Consider the following 15,587-nt stretch of genomic DNA (forward strand, 5'->3'; position numbering starts at 1 on the left):
CGGGAGACGTCGCTTGGAAAAGCGCTCCACTTTTTCCAATCTGTGGCTGGCGGCGGCATTCATTGCGCCGCAGATGCTGCTCATCTTCGTCTTCTTCTACTGGCCCTCGGGCGAGGCGCTCTATTGGGCACTGACCCTCGAGCCGCCCTTCGGCGGCAACAATGACTGGGTCGGGCTGCTCAATTTCCAGACTGTCTTCGCCGACCCAAAGTACTGGAGTTCAGTGCGGATCTCGCTGGCCTTCGCCGGCATGGCAACGATTTTGTCGCTGGTGATCGCGGTCATCCTTGCGCTGTTCGTCGACCGCCGGCTGCCTGGGCACCAGGTCTACAAATTCACCTTCTTCCTGCCTTATGCGCTGGCAGCCCCCGCCGTCGGCCTGGCCTTTCGCTTCATCTTTTCGCCGGATGCCGGCTTCGTCTCGGTCATCAACCGCGTATTCCCCGACATCTGGAACCCCGCGCTCGACGGCTATGACGCCTTTGCCCTGATCGTCTTCGCTCAGAGCTGGAAGATGGTTGGCTACAACTTCATCTTCTTCCTCGCAGCACTTCAGTCGATCCCGCGATCGGTGATCGAGGCCTGCGCCATGGATGGCGCCAGCGTGCTGCGGCGGATGCGCGACGTCCAGCTGCCGCTGATCGCACCGACGCTGTTCTTCCTCATCGTCATCAACATCACCGACAGCTTCGTCGATAGCTTCGGCATCGTCGACATCACCACCGGCGGCGGACCGGCGCGCGCGACCGACCTGATGGTCTACAAGATCTATGCCGACGGTTTCCAGGGCAAGGACTACTCGCTCGCCGCTGCCCAATCGATCGTGCTGATGCTCTTGGTCATCGCACTCACCGTCATCCAGTTCCGCTATGTCGAGCGGCGCATCCATTACAGCTGATCGGAGCGCCAGCCATGATCGAACGCACCCCCATCCTCGATTTCGCCACCCATGCGCTGCTGATCGTCAGCCTGATCGCGCTGCTCATTCCGCTCTGGATCGTGTTCGTGGCCGCCAGCCACGACTTCCACACCGTCAACCAGGTGCCGATGCCGCTATGGCCCGGCAGCCATCTGTTCGAGAACCTGTCCGCCGCCTGGGAACGGGGGAACTTCGACCGTGTGATGGTCAACTCGCTGATCGTCGCCGGCGGCGTTACCATCGGCAAGATCGGCATTTCGGCGATCTCGGCCTTCTCGATCGTCTACTTCAACTATCGCCTGCGCATGGTGATGTTCTGGCTGATCTTCATCACCCTGATGCTACCGCTGGAAGTGCGCATCGTGCCGACCTATGCGGTCGCAGCCGATGCGTTGAGGCCATTCCAGTCGATGCTCGATTTCGTTGGAATCAGCATCAACCTGCCGGAGTGGAACCTGCTCAATTCCTATTCGGGGCTGATCCTGCCGCTGATCGCGACCGCCACCGGCACCTTCCTCTACCGCCAGTTCTTTCTCACCGTGCCCGACGAGTTGACGGAAGCCGCCAAGATGGATGGGGCAGGGCCGGTACGCTTTTTCCTCGAGGTGCTGCTGCCGCTGTCCAAGACCAACATGGCCGCACTCGCCACCATCATGTTCGTGTGGTCGTGGAACCAGTATCTGTGGCCGCTGCTCGTCGTCACCGACCACCAGAACTACGCCACCGCCACCATGCAGCTGCAGAAGGTCGTTCCCGGACCGTTGTTCGGCGAGCCGCCGGTCTGGAACATCGCCATGGCGGCCAACCTGATCGTCCTGGCCCCGCCGGTGCTGGTGACCATGCTTCTGCAGCGCTGGTTCGTGCGCGGCCTCATCCAGACCGACAAGTAAGGAGTTCGAAAATGGCCGAAATCGCCATTCGCGCGGTGCGCAAGACCTACGGCAAGAGCGAGGTCGTCCATGGCATCGACCTCGATGTCACCAGCGGCGAGCTCGTCGTCATCCTGGGGCCTTCGGGTTGCGGGAAATCGACGCTGCTGCGCATGGTCGCCGGGCTTGAGACGATCTCCGACGGCGAGATCTCCATCGAAGGCAAGGTCGTCAACAAGCTCGAGCCGCGAGAGCGCGGCTGCGCCATGGTGTTCCAGAATTATGCGCTCTATCCGCATATGACGGTCGCCGACAATATCGGCTATGCGCTGAAGATCGCCGGCATATCGAAGGCCGGGCGTCGCGAGCGTGTGCAAGCCGTGGCGACGTCGCTCGGCCTCGCCGAGTTCCTCGACCGCAAGCCGGGCCAGCTGTCCGGCGGCCAGCGCCAACGTGTGGCGATGGGTCGGGCGATGATCCGCGAGCCCAAGGTGTTCCTCTATGACGAGCCGCTGTCCAACCTAGACGCCAGGCTGCGCGTGGCGATGCGCGTCGAAATCCGCAAACTGCACCAGCGGCTGGGTGCGACGACGCTGTTCGTCACACACGACCAGATTGAGGCGATGACGCTGGCCGACCGGATCGTGGTCATGAACAAGGGCGGTATCGAACAGGTCGGCTCGCCGGCCGAAATCTATCAACGCCCGGCGACGACCTATGTCGCGGGCTTCATCGGCACGCCGGGCCTGAACCTTCTGCCTGGCATCATCGATCCGGAGAAGGGCACGGTAACGCTCGAAGACGGGCAGGCAGTGGCCTATGACCGCAGCCGCTGGCCGGCCGCCGCTCCAGGGCCGATCACGATCGGCTTCCGTGCCGAGGCAGTGGAGCTCGGCTCGGGCGGCCTGTCCGGACAGTACGATTTCTCCGAAGAACTCGGCGCCGCACAGCTCGTTCATGGCACGGTGGCGAAGTCGAGCGTGATCGCTCATGTCGTCGGCAGTTCGGTGCGCAAGGCTGGCGAGCCGCTGTCGTTCCGCATTGCGCCCGAACATGTGCAACTGTTTGATCAAAGCGGACGTCGGCTGTCAGGTGAAAAGAGGCCGACCGTCTCGCTGGACGCTGCATCCGACATCGTTCAGGAGCGCCCGGTGCTGCTGCCGGCCTGAAACTGAAGACATTTCTGGTTGCAAGAACGTCGTCTCCAACCACGAACCGACGTGCAAAAGAAGCGCGCGCCGGTTCTTGCGGCCCGAACGCCGACAAATGGTGAGGTATAAGCGGCGATCAGCCTCGCCGTTTTCGGGCCATCAGAAGCACCGCCAGTACGCAACACAGCAGGCCCAGCGATAACGGCAGGCCATGATGCCCGATCAGTTGCATCGCGAGGCCCGTCGCAGGCGAGCCGACGATGCCGCCGATACCCCAAGCGAGGGCGAAGGCCGCATTGCCCGCGATCAAGGCCTGGCCGCCGAAACGCTCGCCGAGCTGGATCAGCGATATCGTGTAGATCCCGAACGAGACCCCACCCCAGACGAAGACGAGCGGCCAGATGAGCCAGGCGTTGAAGGCCAACGGCAGCAACAGGCAGCCGGCCAGCGAGGACAGGACGCAGAACACCATAGCCTGCGTCGAGCCAAATTGCTCGGCCATGCGCCCGAGTACGATCTGCAGCGTGGCATTGCCTGCGACGAAACAGGTGATGAGCGCAGCGATGCGTCCCTCGACGCTGCCGAGAGCTGCGCCATAGACCGCAAACAGCGAAAGCAAGGTCTGCTCGAAGGCGGCGGCCGTGAAAACCGCAAGCAACAGCAGCGGTGCCAGCGAAAAGAAGCCACCGACCGATATTGCTTGGCCTTCATGCGGCATGTCGGGCAGGCGGGATGCGACGGCAAGCACGACGAGGCCGCAGAGAAGGAAGGCCGCTATGCCGATCATGAAGGGCGGCCACCCTTGTGCGCCGAACAGGCCGAGCGACAGCGGGCCGATGGCAAAGCCACCCGAAACAACAGACGAATAGAGGCCCATGATGCGGCCCCGGCGTCGTGCGGGCGTGATCGAGATTAGCCAGGTTTCGCTGATCACGTAGAGCGGGTTGGCGAAGAATCCGAGCAGGAACCGCAACGGCATCCATCCCCAGGCGTCCTGCATCAGGGCGATCGTCACGAGAGTGGCTGCTGCGAGCGTCGAACACAGCATCGCAAGCCGTGCCGCGCCCACGCGCAGCGCCAGGGCAGGTATCAAGGGAGCGGATACGATGAATCCCAACGGCGTCATCGCCGCCGACAGGCCGATCAGGCTTGATGTCGTCCCTTGCCGTTCGAGGATGAAGCTGAGCAGCGGATAGGTCAGCCCCTGTGCCAGGGCGAAAACCGAAACCGTCGCCATGATGCCTGTCATCGCGACCCATGGGAGACGATCCTCTCGCGATGGCTGGTGCGGGCGAACCGCTGCCGCCGCCGTAAACTCTCGATCCTGTGCCATTCGCCTCATGCCTGCCAGAAGTGCTTGGCGATTTCAGCCTCGACTTGCCGTCTCGTCAGGCCGATGTCGTCGATCAGATGAGGTTCGTCCCTCGACTTCTGTGCAAGGTCCCAGCGAAAGCGGGACCGCCAGCTCCAGGTCGCGACCATGTTTCGCAAAGTCGCCAGGCGCGGCATATCAACCGCTGCAACAGGCACCCCAGGCCGCGTTGTCTTATGTCGGGTCGGCAAAAGGGTGAAAGCATCGTTCATCTCAACCTCCGTAGATCTGAAGGGGCGGGGCCTTCGACCTGAAAGAGGATGATTACTGAAGGATACGAGCAGCGCCGTCGTTAAGCTCGGCCAAATAGTTCCAAAAACTTCCAAACGAGCTATAGATGCGCCGCATGCAGGGATCGCGCTTTGCCTTTGGTCCGTTCGTGCTTGATCCGGATGCGGGAACGCTCCTCCGGAACGATGATCCTGTTGCTGTCAGCCATCGTGGAGTGAAGCTGCTTGCGGCGCTCGCCGGACGCCCGGGCGAAATCCTCCGCAAGGCCGAGCTGATGGACGCGGCGTGGCCGGGCAGGGCGGTCGAGGAGGGCAACCTCACCGTCCAGATCGCACAGCTCAGGAAGCTGCTTGGCCCGACCGGCGACGACGGCGAATGGATATCGACGGTTCCACGCGTCGGCTACCGCTTCACCGGTGCTGTCCAAAAGCTTGGTAACACCAAGCGAAAATCCTTGCCGCTGCCCGACAAGCCGTCGATCGCCGTGCTGCCCTTTGTAAATGTTGGCAACGATGTCGAGCAGGAAGCCTTCGCCGACGGATTGACCGAAGACCTGATCACCGACCTGTCCAGGCATGCCGGCCTGTTCGTCATCGCGCGCAACTCGGCCTTTGCATATAAGGGAAGGGCGATGGACGTGCGCATGATCGCCGAGGACCTCGGCGTACGCTACTTGCTGGAAGGCAGCGCCAGGCGTGCCGCTGGGCGCGTGCGCATCAATGCCCAGCTGGTCGACGCGGCAAGTGGCGAGCATCTGTGGGCGGAACGTTTCGACCGCAGCCTGGACAATATCTTTGCTGTCCAGGACGAAGTCACAGCCAAGATCGTCGATGCGTTGCTCGGCCGGCTGCGTACTTCGCTGCCACCACGCAATCGGCCCAGGAGCCTCGAAGCCTATGATCTCTGCGTGCGGGCGCGCAAACTGATGGATGATGAGCCGCGAACGGCGCGGCAAGCGCATCTGATGCTGACGCGCGCGGTCTCGCTCGATCCTGAATACGCCGAGGCCTATCGTTGGTTAGCCCTGAATCACTGGATGGGATCAGTTCACAGCGGCGGGCCGACCGAACATGCCCGCAAGGTCGCGCTGGATCTCGCTTGCAAGGCTGTTGCAATCGATCCCAACGACGCCGGCTGCCGCTGGGTGCTGGCTTATCTGCTGGCCTATGAGCGCAGATTTGCCGAGGCGGATGCCGAGTTCGCCAAGGCGATAGAGCTCGACCCGAACGAGGCGGACACCTGGGCGGCATTGTCCGACATCGCAGTGTTGGCTGGGCGGGTAGAGGAGGGCCTTGAGCACATTCGCAAGGCGTTCCGGCTCAACCCATATCCGGCGAACTGGTACTATCTGACGCTCGGCCAGGCGCAGTATGCTACCGGCGACTACGAAGCCGCCGTCGAGACGATGCGCCGGGACGAGACCTACTGGACAAGTTCGCGCCGTTTCCTGGCGGCCAGCCTTGCGCAGCTCGGCCGGCTTGATGAGGCGCGGGCGGAGGTCGAATTGTTCCTTGTCGGCAATCCTGACTTCACCACGAGCCACTGGGCAGCGACCGAACCGTTCCGAGACACCACCACGCTCGGGCATTTCGTCGACGGCTTCCGCAAGGCCGGCCTTCCGGAGTGAGACGCCGGCTTCGGCGCGACCTCGTTGCGAGCCATAGTCCTATCCTGGAGAGAGTCCGTCCAGCAGGAAACCAAGGCCTTTTTCGAAAGCACCGTCCCAATCATTGTCCAACAGCAGCCGGGAGCGTTCTATTGTCGGGTATGGTTCGCTGAGACCTGCAAGGCGCAGTTGCGCGGCTGCTCTGTCTTCCTCCGAGACATCGAAGCTCGCACGGGTGAGGGTGGCGCCCATCACATAGTTCCAGAGTGACCATATCGCCGCATTCATATCCGCGTCGGCGACCCCGGCTCTGGACAAGGTCCTGCCCAGTCGCTCCAGGCGACCGAGCATGTTCTGGCCGAGCACGCGGCGCGGCAGCAGCGATGCCGACCACGGATGGCGCAGCATGATGGCGCGCCATTCCTCGAGCATGAAGACGACTTCGCCACGCCAGTCCTGTGACGCGCAGACATGCGGCAATCCGCTTTTTTCGAGCACCTTGTCGAGGGCCAGGTCCAGGACGACCTCCTTGTTGTCGACGTGCCAGTACAGGCTCATCACACCCGAGCCGAGGCGTTCGGCGAGCCTGCGCATCGACAAGCCGTCGATCCCCTGGTCGTCGAGCAGTTGTACTGCGACCGCCACGATACGCTCCCTGGACAGCGGCGGTTCGCTACCCGGTTCCGGCGACGTCTGTTCGCCAGCCCTTCGGGATCGTTTGCGGCCACTGGCTTTGGCTGTCATGCGCATTTCCTTGCAGTTCGGTGCATCGGCACCAGCAATGCCATGAAAAGCGGCCTTGAACAATCATCTCGTACGCCATACCATGAATCGACTCGTACGGCGTATGAGTATTTGCGCAAGATAGGTTGAAACGGACAGAGAGGCATGCCGCCTGCAGTCCGCGAGCCCGAGAGAAATCATGTCACACCCAATTATGAAACTGCTTGTTGGAGGCTTGGTCACAATGGCCATCGGAGTTACCACCGCAACGACAGCCAACGCGAATGACCGCAAGCTGACCGTCGTCAACCCGAACAACCTCTACGACCCGACACCGAACGGCTACAGCACGGCCGTCATCGTGCCGGTTGGGGCACGAGTGGCCTACATCTCCGGACAAGGCGGCCAGGACGCCACGGGAGCCTTGTCGCCGGACTTTGCCGTTCAGGTCAAACAGGCTTACGCAAACCTCGGCGCTGCGCTCGACGGTATCGGCGCCAAACCGGATCAGGTCGCCAAGCTGACGGTCTTCGTTGTCGACCACGATATGTCCAAGCTTGGGGTGCTGACCCAGAACGTCAAGGAAATGTTCGGCGAGACGCTGCCGGCACAGACTCTGGTGCCGGTTCCCAAGCTCGCCGTTGATCCCATGCTGTTCGAGGTGGAGGCCGTGGTCGTGCTTGACTGACGGGGCGGGCGGAGCCGGACCGATTGTGCGAACCGAAAGAGGTATGCAATCGGGTCAGATGCTTCGCCCATCCGGCATTGCCGGAAGGTCGCATAAGATAGATTATGGAACTTATTGATGCGATTGCCGCAGCAGAGATGCGGGCTTTAAGCGCAGCACCTGGCTTTGTCTTCGCCTAGCTCAATCGCTGGGCCAACGCTCGCAGCGGACATTCACGCCAGCGGCTACGGTGCTGGAATCAAAGGCACATCGATGACCATGCCGTCATATGCCGGCACGACGTTGTCAGGCGTCTCTGCCAGAACCGTGTCGTAATCCAGCGGCACATGCATGTGCGTGAGCACCGCTTGCCTGGGCTTCAGGCGCTCGATCCAATCAAGCGCTTCCGACAGCGACAAATGGCTCACATGTGGCCTGTATTGCAGCGCATCGACCACCAGCAGTTCCAGGCCGTCCATCAGCGCAGCCGTAGTCTTCGGGAAGTCGCTGACGTCGGAGCAATAGGCAATCGGGCCGATGCGGAAGCCGAGCGAAATGATGTCGCCGTGGATCTGCGGCAGCGGCAAAAAGGTGAGGGGACCGCCCTCTCCTTCCACTGAAAACGCCTTGTCGTGCTCGATAATGCTCGGCCGCACGATCGGCGGATACGAGCTTCCGGGTGGCGTTTCGAGGCAATATCCGAACGCCTGTTTGAGCCGGCCGAGCGTGAAGTCGTCGGCCCAGATGTCGATCAGGCTGCCGCGCTCGAGCACATAGCCTCTGATGTCGTCGATGCCATGGATATGGTCGGCATGCGGATGCGTGTAGACCACCGCATCGATGTGCCTGACATCGGCAGCCAGCATCTGGGCGCGGAAATCCGGGCCGGTATCGATGACGACGCGTGTCGTGCCACTGGCCGAAATACGCTCGACCATGGCGGCCGCGCGCGTGCGCCTGTTCCTGGGATTGGCAGGGTCGCATGCGCCCCAGTCACCGGTGATGCGCGGCGTGCCCGGCGAAGAGCCGCAACCTAAAATCGTGAGGCGCAGCGTATCCGCCATGGCGTCAGGCCGGCCTTGGCATCTTGGTAAACAGCCGGAAGAAGTTGGCCGTGGTGATGTCGGCGATCTCTTGGGCGCTGACACCGATGGTTTCGCCCAGCACGGCGGCCGTGTTGGCGACATAGGCCGGCTCGTTGCGCTTTCCCCTGAACGGGATGGGCGCAAGGTAAGGCGCGTCCGTCTCGACCAGGAGACGATCGTGCGGAACCTGCCTGGCGATGTCGCGCAACTCGGCCGAGTTCTTGAAGGTCACGATGCCAGAGAAGGACACATAGCCTCCAAGCTCGACGCCGACACGCGCCAGATCCGCCCCCGAGGAGAAGCAGTGCAGGATGAAGGGGAAGGCGCCCTTCCCCGTCTCTTCGGTCAGGATCGCAGCCATGTCCTCATCGGCGCTACGGGCATGGATCACCAGCGGCAATCCCGTCTCGCGGGCAGCCGCGATGTGCGTGCGCAGGCCCCTGGCCTGGGCCTCGCGAGGCGCCTTGTCGTAGAAATAGTCGAGCCCCGCCTCGCCGATCGCCACCACCTTCGGGTGCTGCGACAGACGAACGAGTTCGTCCGAAGTCACGTCGAGTTCTTCATCGGCATTGTGCGGATGGGTGCCGACCGAGCAAAAGACTTCGTCGAATTCTTCAGCGATAGCAATGATTTGCGCAAAGCGCTTCACCCGCGTCGAGATGGTGACCATGCGCTCGACACCTGCTGCCTTGGCGCGCGCGACAATGGCCGCGCGCTCCTCGGCGAAGTCGGGAAAATCGAGGTGGCAATGACTGTCGACAAGCATCTTTCGACTGCCTCAGCCTTCGGTAGCCTGTTCGACATAGCGCGGGAACACCGGCTGTGGCGCCGGCAGAGCCGCCCCCGGAACCAGCGCATGCTTCTCGTCGACATGGACGAAGTCGCGTTCGTTCACATCAAGCAGGTCGAGCAGCTTGGACGCCGATGCCGGGATGAAGGGCTGGCACATGATGCCGACGCGGCGGATCACCTCGGCGGTGGTCCACAACACTGTCTCCATGCGCGCCGGATCGGTCTTCTTCAGCGCCCACGGCTCCTGTGCCGCGAAGTAGCGGTTGGCCTCGGCCACCACGGCGAAGATCGCAGCGAGGGCATGATGGATCCCCTGCTCCGCCATCGCCTTGCGCGCCGTCGCCAGCGCCGCAGTGGCCTGGTCGAGGATCGCCTTGTCGGCGTCGGTCAGCTCGCCGCGCTGCGGCACCACGCCGTTGCAGTTCTTGCCGATCATCGACAGCGAGCGCTGCGCCAAATTGCCGAGATCGTTGGCGAGATCGGCATTGGTGCGGTTGACGATCGCCTCATGGCTGTAGCTGCCGTCCTGGCCGAACGGAACCTCGCGCAGCAGGAAGTAGCGCACCTGGTCGAGGCCGTAATGCTCGACCATGCTGAACGGATCGACGACATTGCCAAGCGACTTCGACATCTTCTCGCCGCGGTTGAACAGGAAGCCGTGGCCGAACACCCGCTTGGGCAACTCGATGCCCGCCGACATCAGGAAAGCCGGCCAGTAGACGGCATGGAAGCGCACGATGTCCTTGCCGATAATGTGCACGGCAGGCCAGTAGGCCCACTTCTCGGCGCTGGTGTCGGGATAGCCAAGAGCGGTGATGTAGTTGGTGAGCGCGTCGACCCAGACATACATGACATGCTTGTCGTCACCGGGCACCGGCACGCCCCAGTCGAATGTCGTGCGCGAGATCGACAGGTCCTTCAGGCCGGAGCGGACAAAGCTAGCCACCTCGTTACGGCGCTCGTTGGGGCCGATGAAGTCGGGCTGGCTGTCATAGAGCGCCAGCAGCTTGTCCTGGTAGGCCGACAAACGGAAAAAGTAGCTCTCCTCCTCGACCCATTCGACCGGCGTGCCCTGCGGCCCGTAGCGAACATTGTCGGGACGGAGTTCGGTCTCTTCCTCGCCGTAATAGGCTTCGTCGCGCACCGAGTACCAGCCGGCATAGCTGCTCTTGTAGATGTCGCCCCTGTCGGCCATCGCCTTCCAGATCGCCTGGGAGGCGGCGTAGTGGCGCTCTTCCGTGGTGCGGATGAAATCATCGTTCGACGCATTGAGAAGCGTCGCCATCTTCTTGAATTCATTCGAGTTACGATCAGCCAGTTCGCGAGCGGTGATGCCCTCGCGATTGGCCGTCTGCAGCATCTTGATGCCGTGCTCGTCGGTGCCCGTCAGGAAGAAGACGTCCTTGCCGTCATGGCGCTGGAAGCGGGCGAGTGCGTCGGTGGCGATCAACTCATAGGCATGGCCGATATGGGGCTTGCCGTTCGGATAAGAGATTGCGGTCGTGATGTAGAATTTTTCGCGGGACATGGGAGGCCGTCCTGAATGCAGAATGAAATGGTCGCGGGTCAGATAACGCATCGGGCGGCCGATTGCCACCCGGCGGACGAGCGTCACATTCGCATTGCGGCATTCAAGCGGTCGATCATGGCCAGTACGTGCTGCTTCTTGTCGAGATTGTAGGTCTCGGTCTCAGATATCGCGTTCTGCGCGTCCTGCCAAGCGTCAGCCAGAGCATTGGCCCGGGCCAACTCGGAGCTGCGCGCAGCATCCGCCGCGCTTTCGGCGAGCAGGTCCAGCGCCCGGCGGTTGAAGATCTCGAACTGGATGGCGCTGTCGCGTCCGGCAACCACGTCGGCGAGCTTGTGTGCGTCGGCTATCCCGGTGCGCCCGCCCGACACCGCCTTGTCGAGCGCATCGGCGATATCAAGGCCGCCATACTGGGTCAGCAGGATCGCGCCGCGCACGCTCCCCCCTGCCCGTTCAACAAGTGCTGCCCGCGCTTGCGGCTCGTCGGGCGCTAGCTGATCGGTGCCGGCCAAAGCCGACAAAAGGCTCGCATCGTCGAGCGGCGTCAGCCGGATCGTCTGGCAACGCGATCGGATGGTGGGCAAAAGGTTGCCCGGCGCATGCACGATCAGGATGAACAGCGTGCGCGCCGGCGGCTCTTCAAGGTTCTTCAGCAAGGCATTGGCGGCATTGACGTTCATGTCGTCGGCCGGGTCGACGATCACGACCCTGTAGCTGCCGTCATGCGAGGTCATCGACAGGAAACGCGAGACCTTGCGGATCTCATCGACGGTCACAACCGTCTTGAAACCCTTGGTCTTGTCGTTCTGCGGCCGCGTCAGGTGCAGCACACCAGGATGGGCGCCCGATGCGACCTGACGGAACTGCGCCGAGCCCGGATCCGGCGCGACGAACGCCTCGGGCGCGTTGCGATGGTCAGGATGGCGCAGCAGGTAGCTGGCGAGATGAAAGGCGAGCGTCGCCTTGCCGATGCCGACCGGTCCGGCGAAGATCAGCGCATGCGGCAGCTTGCCGGCGCGATAGGCTGCAGTCAGCATCGAGACAGCCTGTTCGTGACCATAGAGATGCGGGTTCTCTGCTGGCTCCGGTACGCCGTCGAGGGTGTCGTGCTGTTCGGGTGCGATGCGTTCGAACATCAGGCGTCCGCCCTCGCCCGGTCGCTGCTTGCCGCACGCTGCTCCAGTCCGGCAAACACCGCCGCTGTGATGGCGTTCTCCACATTCTCGGGCGTCTGCGCCGCATCGATCACCACGCAGCGCTCTGGTTCGCTTGCGGCGATGGCCAGATAGGCATCGCGCCGCCGTTGGTGGATTTCGAGTGTTTCCTTCTCGAACCGGTCGGCGATGTCTGCGCCGCGACGCGCCGTGGCCCGCCTCAGCCCTTCCGCCGGGTCGAGATCGAGGATCAGCGTCATGTCGGGCATCATGCCGTTGATCGCTACGCGCTCGACGGCCGCCATGAAATCGGGATCGAGATTGCCCGTTACGCCCTGGTAGACGCGCGAGGAATCGAGGAAGCGGTCGCACAGCACGATGGCGCCGCGTTCGACCGCAGGGCGGATGACCTGCTCGACATGATCAGAGCGGGCGGCGGCAAAAAGCAGCGCCTCCATTTCGGGGCCGAAGGGTTCGGCAGCGCCCGACAACAGCACATGACGCACAGCTTCGGCGCCGGGCGATCCACCGGGCTCGCGGGTGACGATGATGTCGTAGCGCTTGTCGCGCAGCTTGGCGGCCAGACGCTCGATCTGGGTCGACTTGCCTGCCCCCTCGCCGCCCTCGAATGTGATGAAGAAGCCGCGCGCCACTCCGATGCCTTTCCATCTGCGGCATCCGGTCGAAACGACCGGCTCGCCGCAGCTTATGTGTCTGCCGATGATCTAGCGTCGTGAGGTCTAAAGGTCCACCCGCACTATCGCAGCCAGCCTATGGCGAGTTCCTTGACCGCATCGAATGCCCTGCTCTGCAACGAACCGACGCCGACGGATTCGGCGGCGTAGAGCGGCGTCTCCTGGCTGAGCGTGTCGCCAATCCACACCTTCAGCTTGCCGACGGGCGTGCCCTTGTCGATCGGCGCCGATATCGGCCCGTCATAGACGACGCGCGCCACCAGCCGCTCCCTGTTGGTGATGGGCAGGAAGATGGCGATGGGCTTCTGCGCCACAAGCTGCACATGCGACTTGGTGCCGCCGAACACCTGCGCCTCGCCGACCGTCTCGTCCTGGGCAAAAATCTGGGTCTTCTCGAAGGCGCGCATGCCCCAGTCGAGCAGCTTGCGCGCTTCTTCCGAGCGTTCGCGGTCGCTGGCCATGCCCGACATCGCCGCAAACAGCCGTCGGCCGCCGCTGTTGGTCGAGCCGACGATGGCGAATCCCTCTCCCTCGGTGAAGCCGGTGGCCAGGCCGTCGGCGCCGAAGCCCATGGCAATCAGCGGGTTGCGGTTGCGCTGCAGGATCTTGTTCCAGGTAAACTCCGGCAGCGAATAATACTGGTAGAAATCGGGATAGGTGCGCCAGAGGTGCAGGCCGAGTTCGGCAAGCTCGCGCACCGAAGTCGTCTGGCCCGGTGCCGGCAGGCCGGTCGAATTGACGAAGGTCGATTTTTCCAACCCGATCTCGCGCGCCCGCTCCGTCATCTGCTGGGCGAAATTGGCCTCCGACCCGGCCATGCCCTCGGCCAGGATGATGCAGCCGTCATTGGCGAGCTGCACCGTCACGCCCTTGATCAGGTCCTCGATGCGGATTTGCGAGCGCACCGCGGCAAACATGGTCGAGGCACGGGAGGCAGCACCACCTGTGCGCCAGGCGTTCTCGCTGACGGCAAAGGTGTCATCGAGGCTGTAGCGGCCTGACTTCACCGCGTTGAACACCACTTCCATCGTCATCAGCTTGGCCAGCGACGCGGGCGAGATCGGTTTGTCGGGATCCTTGGAGAACAGCACGGTGCCGGTCTCGGCATCGATCATGTAGGCTTGGGGCGCTTTGGTCTCAAACAGCTGCGCGCCTGCCGGAGCCGACATGGCGATGGCTGCAAACAGGCCGGCCAAAAGAGCAAGCGGCACTGAAATTCTTGAAGTCATGGAGGAAACTGCCCCGTTCGAACCCGTCTTCCGGTCGAGCTAAGCGAGCCTATCAGGCTTCAACTGATCGGATCAACTGTGGCCGGGCAGATAGCCACAGTTGCCGAGCCGCTTGGCACATCGGCCCGAAAACCACCGACGATTTTCGGCAAATGCGATGTGCCGAGCGAGTAATTTGGAGCGTCCACGCGGGCGCCCTATTCTAATCGTGAACGGCGAAGGCGTCGGGCGCGCCATGCGACCATGCCGCCTTCAGCGCCGCGTCAAGCGAGGTCGCCTTGTTCGGATAGAGGTCGACCGAATACCAGGTCTTGCCATCGAATTCGGTGTGGTCGACGGCGATCCGGCCATAGGCTGAAAGCGCCTTGGCGACGCGCCGGGCCTCTTCATCGCTCTCGAAGGTGCCTGCAGAGACGTAAGGCTCGGCGTTTTCATTCATGGCGCGCGGGCCGGGGTTCAGGCGCTTCCACGAATCGACGATGTCATTGGACGACATGCCCTTGCCTTCGAGCGCCGAAAAGGCACGCGAGGCTGTCGCGACGCGCTCGCTGGCGTAGCCAAGGGTTGCGAGTGCCATGCGGGTCGGCTGGCCGTGAATGCCCTCTGGCCGCTCCGGTGCGATCGGGCCGAACTCCGGCAGTACGATGTTGACGACGCCCTGCCCTTGCGGCGCCATGTCAGCGGCCGGCTCCTCGAACTGGGCTGCCTGTGCCGCAAGCGTGTTGACGGGAGCGCTTGTGGGCAGCGGAACAACCGATGCCATCGCCACCGGGAATGCCGGCGCGTTGCCGACGGCAGCGCTCGGGGTCGGGCCGTTCATCGCCACCATCACGCCCGCAGGCAGGCCGATATTGGTCGGATCGTTCGCGCCCTTGCCCGGCCTGTAGGAAGCCAGCAGATAGCGGTCGTCCTGGCCGTCGAGCGGCGCCCGGCCGACATATTCCACCTTCACGTCGGCAGTGCCGCTATGGGCATAGTCGAGCATTTCGGCGGCGCGCTTGGAAAGATCTATCACCCGGTCGTTCGAGTAAGGGCCGCGGTCGTTGACACGTACGATCACCGACGAGCCGTTCTTGGTGTTGGTGACGCGCGCATAGCTCGGCAGCGGCATGGTCGGGTGCGCCGCGGTCAGGTGCGTCATGTCGTAGATTTCGCCATTGGCGGTCAGGCGGCCGTGGAAGGCATCACCGTACCAGGATGCCGGACCCATGGCGGCATAGTTCCGGTCTTCCTTGGGATAGTACCACTTGCCGCGCACTTTGTAGGGCTTGCCGGTCTGGTCGCGACCACCGCCGCGCGGCAGGTTCGACATAGCAGTTGTGACGCGCGGACTTGCCTTCACGCCATATTCGGACTCGGCAAAATACTCCTTCGGGCGCTTCTTGCCGGCGGTCACTGTCGGCTTTGAGGCGCATCCGGCAACGAATGCCGCAGTCGCAGCAAGGAGCGTGATCGTGGCTGCGCGACCGAGGCGCTTCCGCGTCGAATGCTGCATGTTCCTGAAGTCCCCTGCCAACGCTACTCGGGCAAGACCGGCGAATCAGCTGACCGTTGCGCCGAAGATGC

Annotated in this window: 15 protein-coding genes; 5 read left to right on the forward strand and 10 right to left on the reverse strand. The window is 62.9% G+C overall.

From position 1 onward, the window contains the following. Positions 1 to 13: 13 nt before the first annotated feature. From B015_RS0111700 to ugpC, 3 genes are read left to right on the forward strand one after another with little or no spacing between them, the layout of a single operon-like run. Positions 14 to 898, forward strand: coding sequence for an ABC transporter permease subunit (locus B015_RS0111700; RefSeq protein WP_018427879.1), 885 nt, complete (start codon positions 14 to 16; stop codon positions 896 to 898). A 14-nt stretch (positions 899 to 912) separates the two neighbouring features. Further along, complete coding sequence (locus tag B015_RS0111705) at positions 913 to 1,809, forward strand: ABC transporter permease subunit (protein WP_018427880.1); 897 nt, start codon at positions 913 to 915, stop codon at positions 1,807 to 1,809. 11 nt (positions 1,810 to 1,820) lie between these two features. After that, on the forward strand, positions 1,821 to 2,957 hold the full coding sequence (gene ugpC / locus B015_RS0111710; protein WP_018427881.1) for a sn-glycerol-3-phosphate ABC transporter ATP-binding protein UgpC: 1,137 nt from the start codon (positions 1,821 to 1,823) through the stop codon (positions 2,955 to 2,957). Between the two features lie 118 nt (positions 2,958 to 3,075). Here the strand turns inward: ugpC and B015_RS0111715 are convergent, their stop codons facing one another. Both B015_RS0111715 and B015_RS33830 read right to left on the reverse strand, forming a co-directional pair. Further along, positions 3,076 to 4,188, reverse strand: coding sequence for an MFS transporter (locus B015_RS0111715; RefSeq protein WP_018427882.1), 1,113 nt, complete (start codon positions 4,186 to 4,188; stop codon positions 3,076 to 3,078). Positions 4,189 to 4,277: 89 nt separating this feature from the next. Continuing rightward, on the reverse strand, positions 4,278 to 4,448 hold the full coding sequence (locus tag B015_RS33830) for a DUF1127 domain-containing protein (protein WP_245262314.1): 171 nt from the start codon (positions 4,446 to 4,448) through the stop codon (positions 4,278 to 4,280). 200 nt (positions 4,449 to 4,648) lie between these two features. Here B015_RS33830 and B015_RS0111725 point away from each other — a divergent pair, with 200 nt between their 5' ends. Continuing rightward, positions 4,649 to 6,169 (forward strand): winged helix-turn-helix domain-containing protein, encoded by a 1,521-nt coding sequence (locus B015_RS0111725; protein ID WP_018427884.1) that lies wholly within the window; start codon positions 4,649 to 4,651, stop codon positions 6,167 to 6,169. A 39-nt stretch (positions 6,170 to 6,208) separates the two neighbouring features. On the opposite strand, the gene B015_RS0111730 is transcribed toward B015_RS0111725, so the two are convergent. Continuing rightward, the gene (locus B015_RS0111730; RefSeq protein WP_026227180.1) at positions 6,209 to 6,892 is read right to left on the reverse strand and encodes a TetR/AcrR family transcriptional regulator C-terminal domain-containing protein; all 684 of its coding nucleotides are present in this window, start codon (positions 6,890 to 6,892) and stop codon (positions 6,209 to 6,211) included. A gap of 178 nt (positions 6,893 to 7,070) precedes the next feature. Here B015_RS0111730 and B015_RS0111735 point away from each other — a divergent pair, with 178 nt between their 5' ends. Beyond that, positions 7,071 to 7,559 carry a RidA family protein gene (locus B015_RS0111735; protein ID WP_026227181.1) on the forward strand — a complete coding sequence of 163 codons (489 nt, stop codon included), beginning with the start codon at positions 7,071 to 7,073 and terminating at the stop codon, positions 7,557 to 7,559. A gap of 224 nt (positions 7,560 to 7,783) precedes the next feature. Here B015_RS0111735 and B015_RS0111740 read toward each other — a convergent pair whose 3' ends face one another. The 7 genes from B015_RS0111740 to B015_RS0111775 all read right to left on the reverse strand — a co-directional run bounded on the left by B015_RS0111740 (position 7,784) and on the right by B015_RS0111775 (position 15,516). After that, positions 7,784 to 8,602, reverse strand: coding sequence for an MBL fold metallo-hydrolase (locus B015_RS0111740; protein ID WP_026227182.1), 819 nt, complete (start codon positions 8,600 to 8,602; stop codon positions 7,784 to 7,786). Positions 8,603 to 8,606: 4 nt separating this feature from the next. Then, a complete protein-coding gene (locus tag B015_RS0111745; protein WP_018427888.1) occupies positions 8,607 to 9,389 on the reverse strand; it encodes a TatD family hydrolase in 783 nt (260 codons plus the stop codon). A 12-nt stretch (positions 9,390 to 9,401) separates the two neighbouring features. Then, entirely contained in the window at positions 9,402 to 10,943 is a 1,542-nt protein-coding gene (gene metG / locus B015_RS0111750) for a methionine--tRNA ligase (protein ID WP_026227183.1), read from the reverse strand. Between the two features lie 83 nt (positions 10,944 to 11,026). Continuing rightward, positions 11,027 to 12,082 (reverse strand): DNA polymerase III subunit delta', encoded by a 1,056-nt coding sequence (locus B015_RS0111755; RefSeq protein WP_026227743.1) that lies wholly within the window; start codon positions 12,080 to 12,082, stop codon positions 11,027 to 11,029. Further along, on the reverse strand, positions 12,079 to 12,750 hold the full coding sequence (tmk, locus tag B015_RS0111760; RefSeq protein WP_018427891.1) for a dTMP kinase: 672 nt from the start codon (positions 12,748 to 12,750) through the stop codon (positions 12,079 to 12,081). The genes B015_RS0111755 and tmk overlap by 4 nt, the downstream gene beginning before the upstream one ends. A gap of 104 nt (positions 12,751 to 12,854) precedes the next feature. Further along, complete coding sequence (locus tag B015_RS0111770; protein ID WP_051091964.1) at positions 12,855 to 13,961, reverse strand: D-alanyl-D-alanine carboxypeptidase family protein; 1,107 nt, start codon at positions 13,959 to 13,961, stop codon at positions 12,855 to 12,857. A 262-nt stretch (positions 13,962 to 14,223) separates the two neighbouring features. Then, a complete protein-coding gene (locus tag B015_RS0111775; RefSeq protein WP_018427894.1) occupies positions 14,224 to 15,516 on the reverse strand; it encodes a septal ring lytic transglycosylase RlpA family protein in 1,293 nt (430 codons plus the stop codon). Positions 15,517 to 15,587: the final 71 nt, after the last annotated feature.

Source organism: Hoeflea sp. 108, assembly GCF_000372965.1.
GTDB lineage: Bacteria > Pseudomonadota > Alphaproteobacteria > Rhizobiales > Rhizobiaceae > Aminobacter.

Bases quoted from the DNA above. Each gene is read 5' to 3' on its own strand.
- metG (WP_026227183.1), bottom strand. From the start codon at position 10,943: ATGTCCCGCGAAAAATTCTACATCACGACCGCAATCTCTTATCCGAAC.
- B015_RS0111745 (WP_018427888.1), bottom strand. From the start codon at position 9,389: ATGCTTGTCGACAGTCATTGCCACCTCGATTTTCCCGACTTCGCCGAG.
- B015_RS0111730 (WP_026227180.1), bottom strand. From the start codon at position 6,892: ATGACAGCCAAAGCCAGTGGCCGCAAACGATCCCGAAGGGCTGGCGAA.
- B015_RS0111725 (WP_018427884.1), top strand. From the start codon at position 4,649: ATGCGCCGCATGCAGGGATCGCGCTTTGCCTTTGGTCCGTTCGTGCTT.
- B015_RS0111775 (WP_018427894.1), bottom strand. From the start codon at position 15,516: ATGCAGCATTCGACGCGGAAGCGCCTCGGTCGCGCAGCCACGATCACG.
- B015_RS0111770 (WP_051091964.1), bottom strand. From the start codon at position 13,961: ATGTCGGCTCCGGCAGGCGCGCAGCTGTTTGAGACCAAAGCGCCCCAA.
- B015_RS0111715 (WP_018427882.1), bottom strand. From the start codon at position 4,188: ATGACAGGCATCATGGCGACGGTTTCGGTTTTCGCCCTGGCACAGGGG.
- B015_RS0111705 (WP_018427880.1), top strand. From the start codon at position 913: ATGATCGAACGCACCCCCATCCTCGATTTCGCCACCCATGCGCTGCTG.
- ugpC (WP_018427881.1), top strand. From the start codon at position 1,821: ATGGCCGAAATCGCCATTCGCGCGGTGCGCAAGACCTACGGCAAGAGC.
- B015_RS0111740 (WP_026227182.1), bottom strand. From the start codon at position 8,602: ATGGCGGATACGCTGCGCCTCACGATTTTAGGTTGCGGCTCTTCGCCG.
- B015_RS0111735 (WP_026227181.1), top strand. From the start codon at position 7,071: ATGTCACACCCAATTATGAAACTGCTTGTTGGAGGCTTGGTCACAATG.
- B015_RS33830 (WP_245262314.1), bottom strand. From the start codon at position 4,448: ATGCCGCGCCTGGCGACTTTGCGAAACATGGTCGCGACCTGGAGCTGG.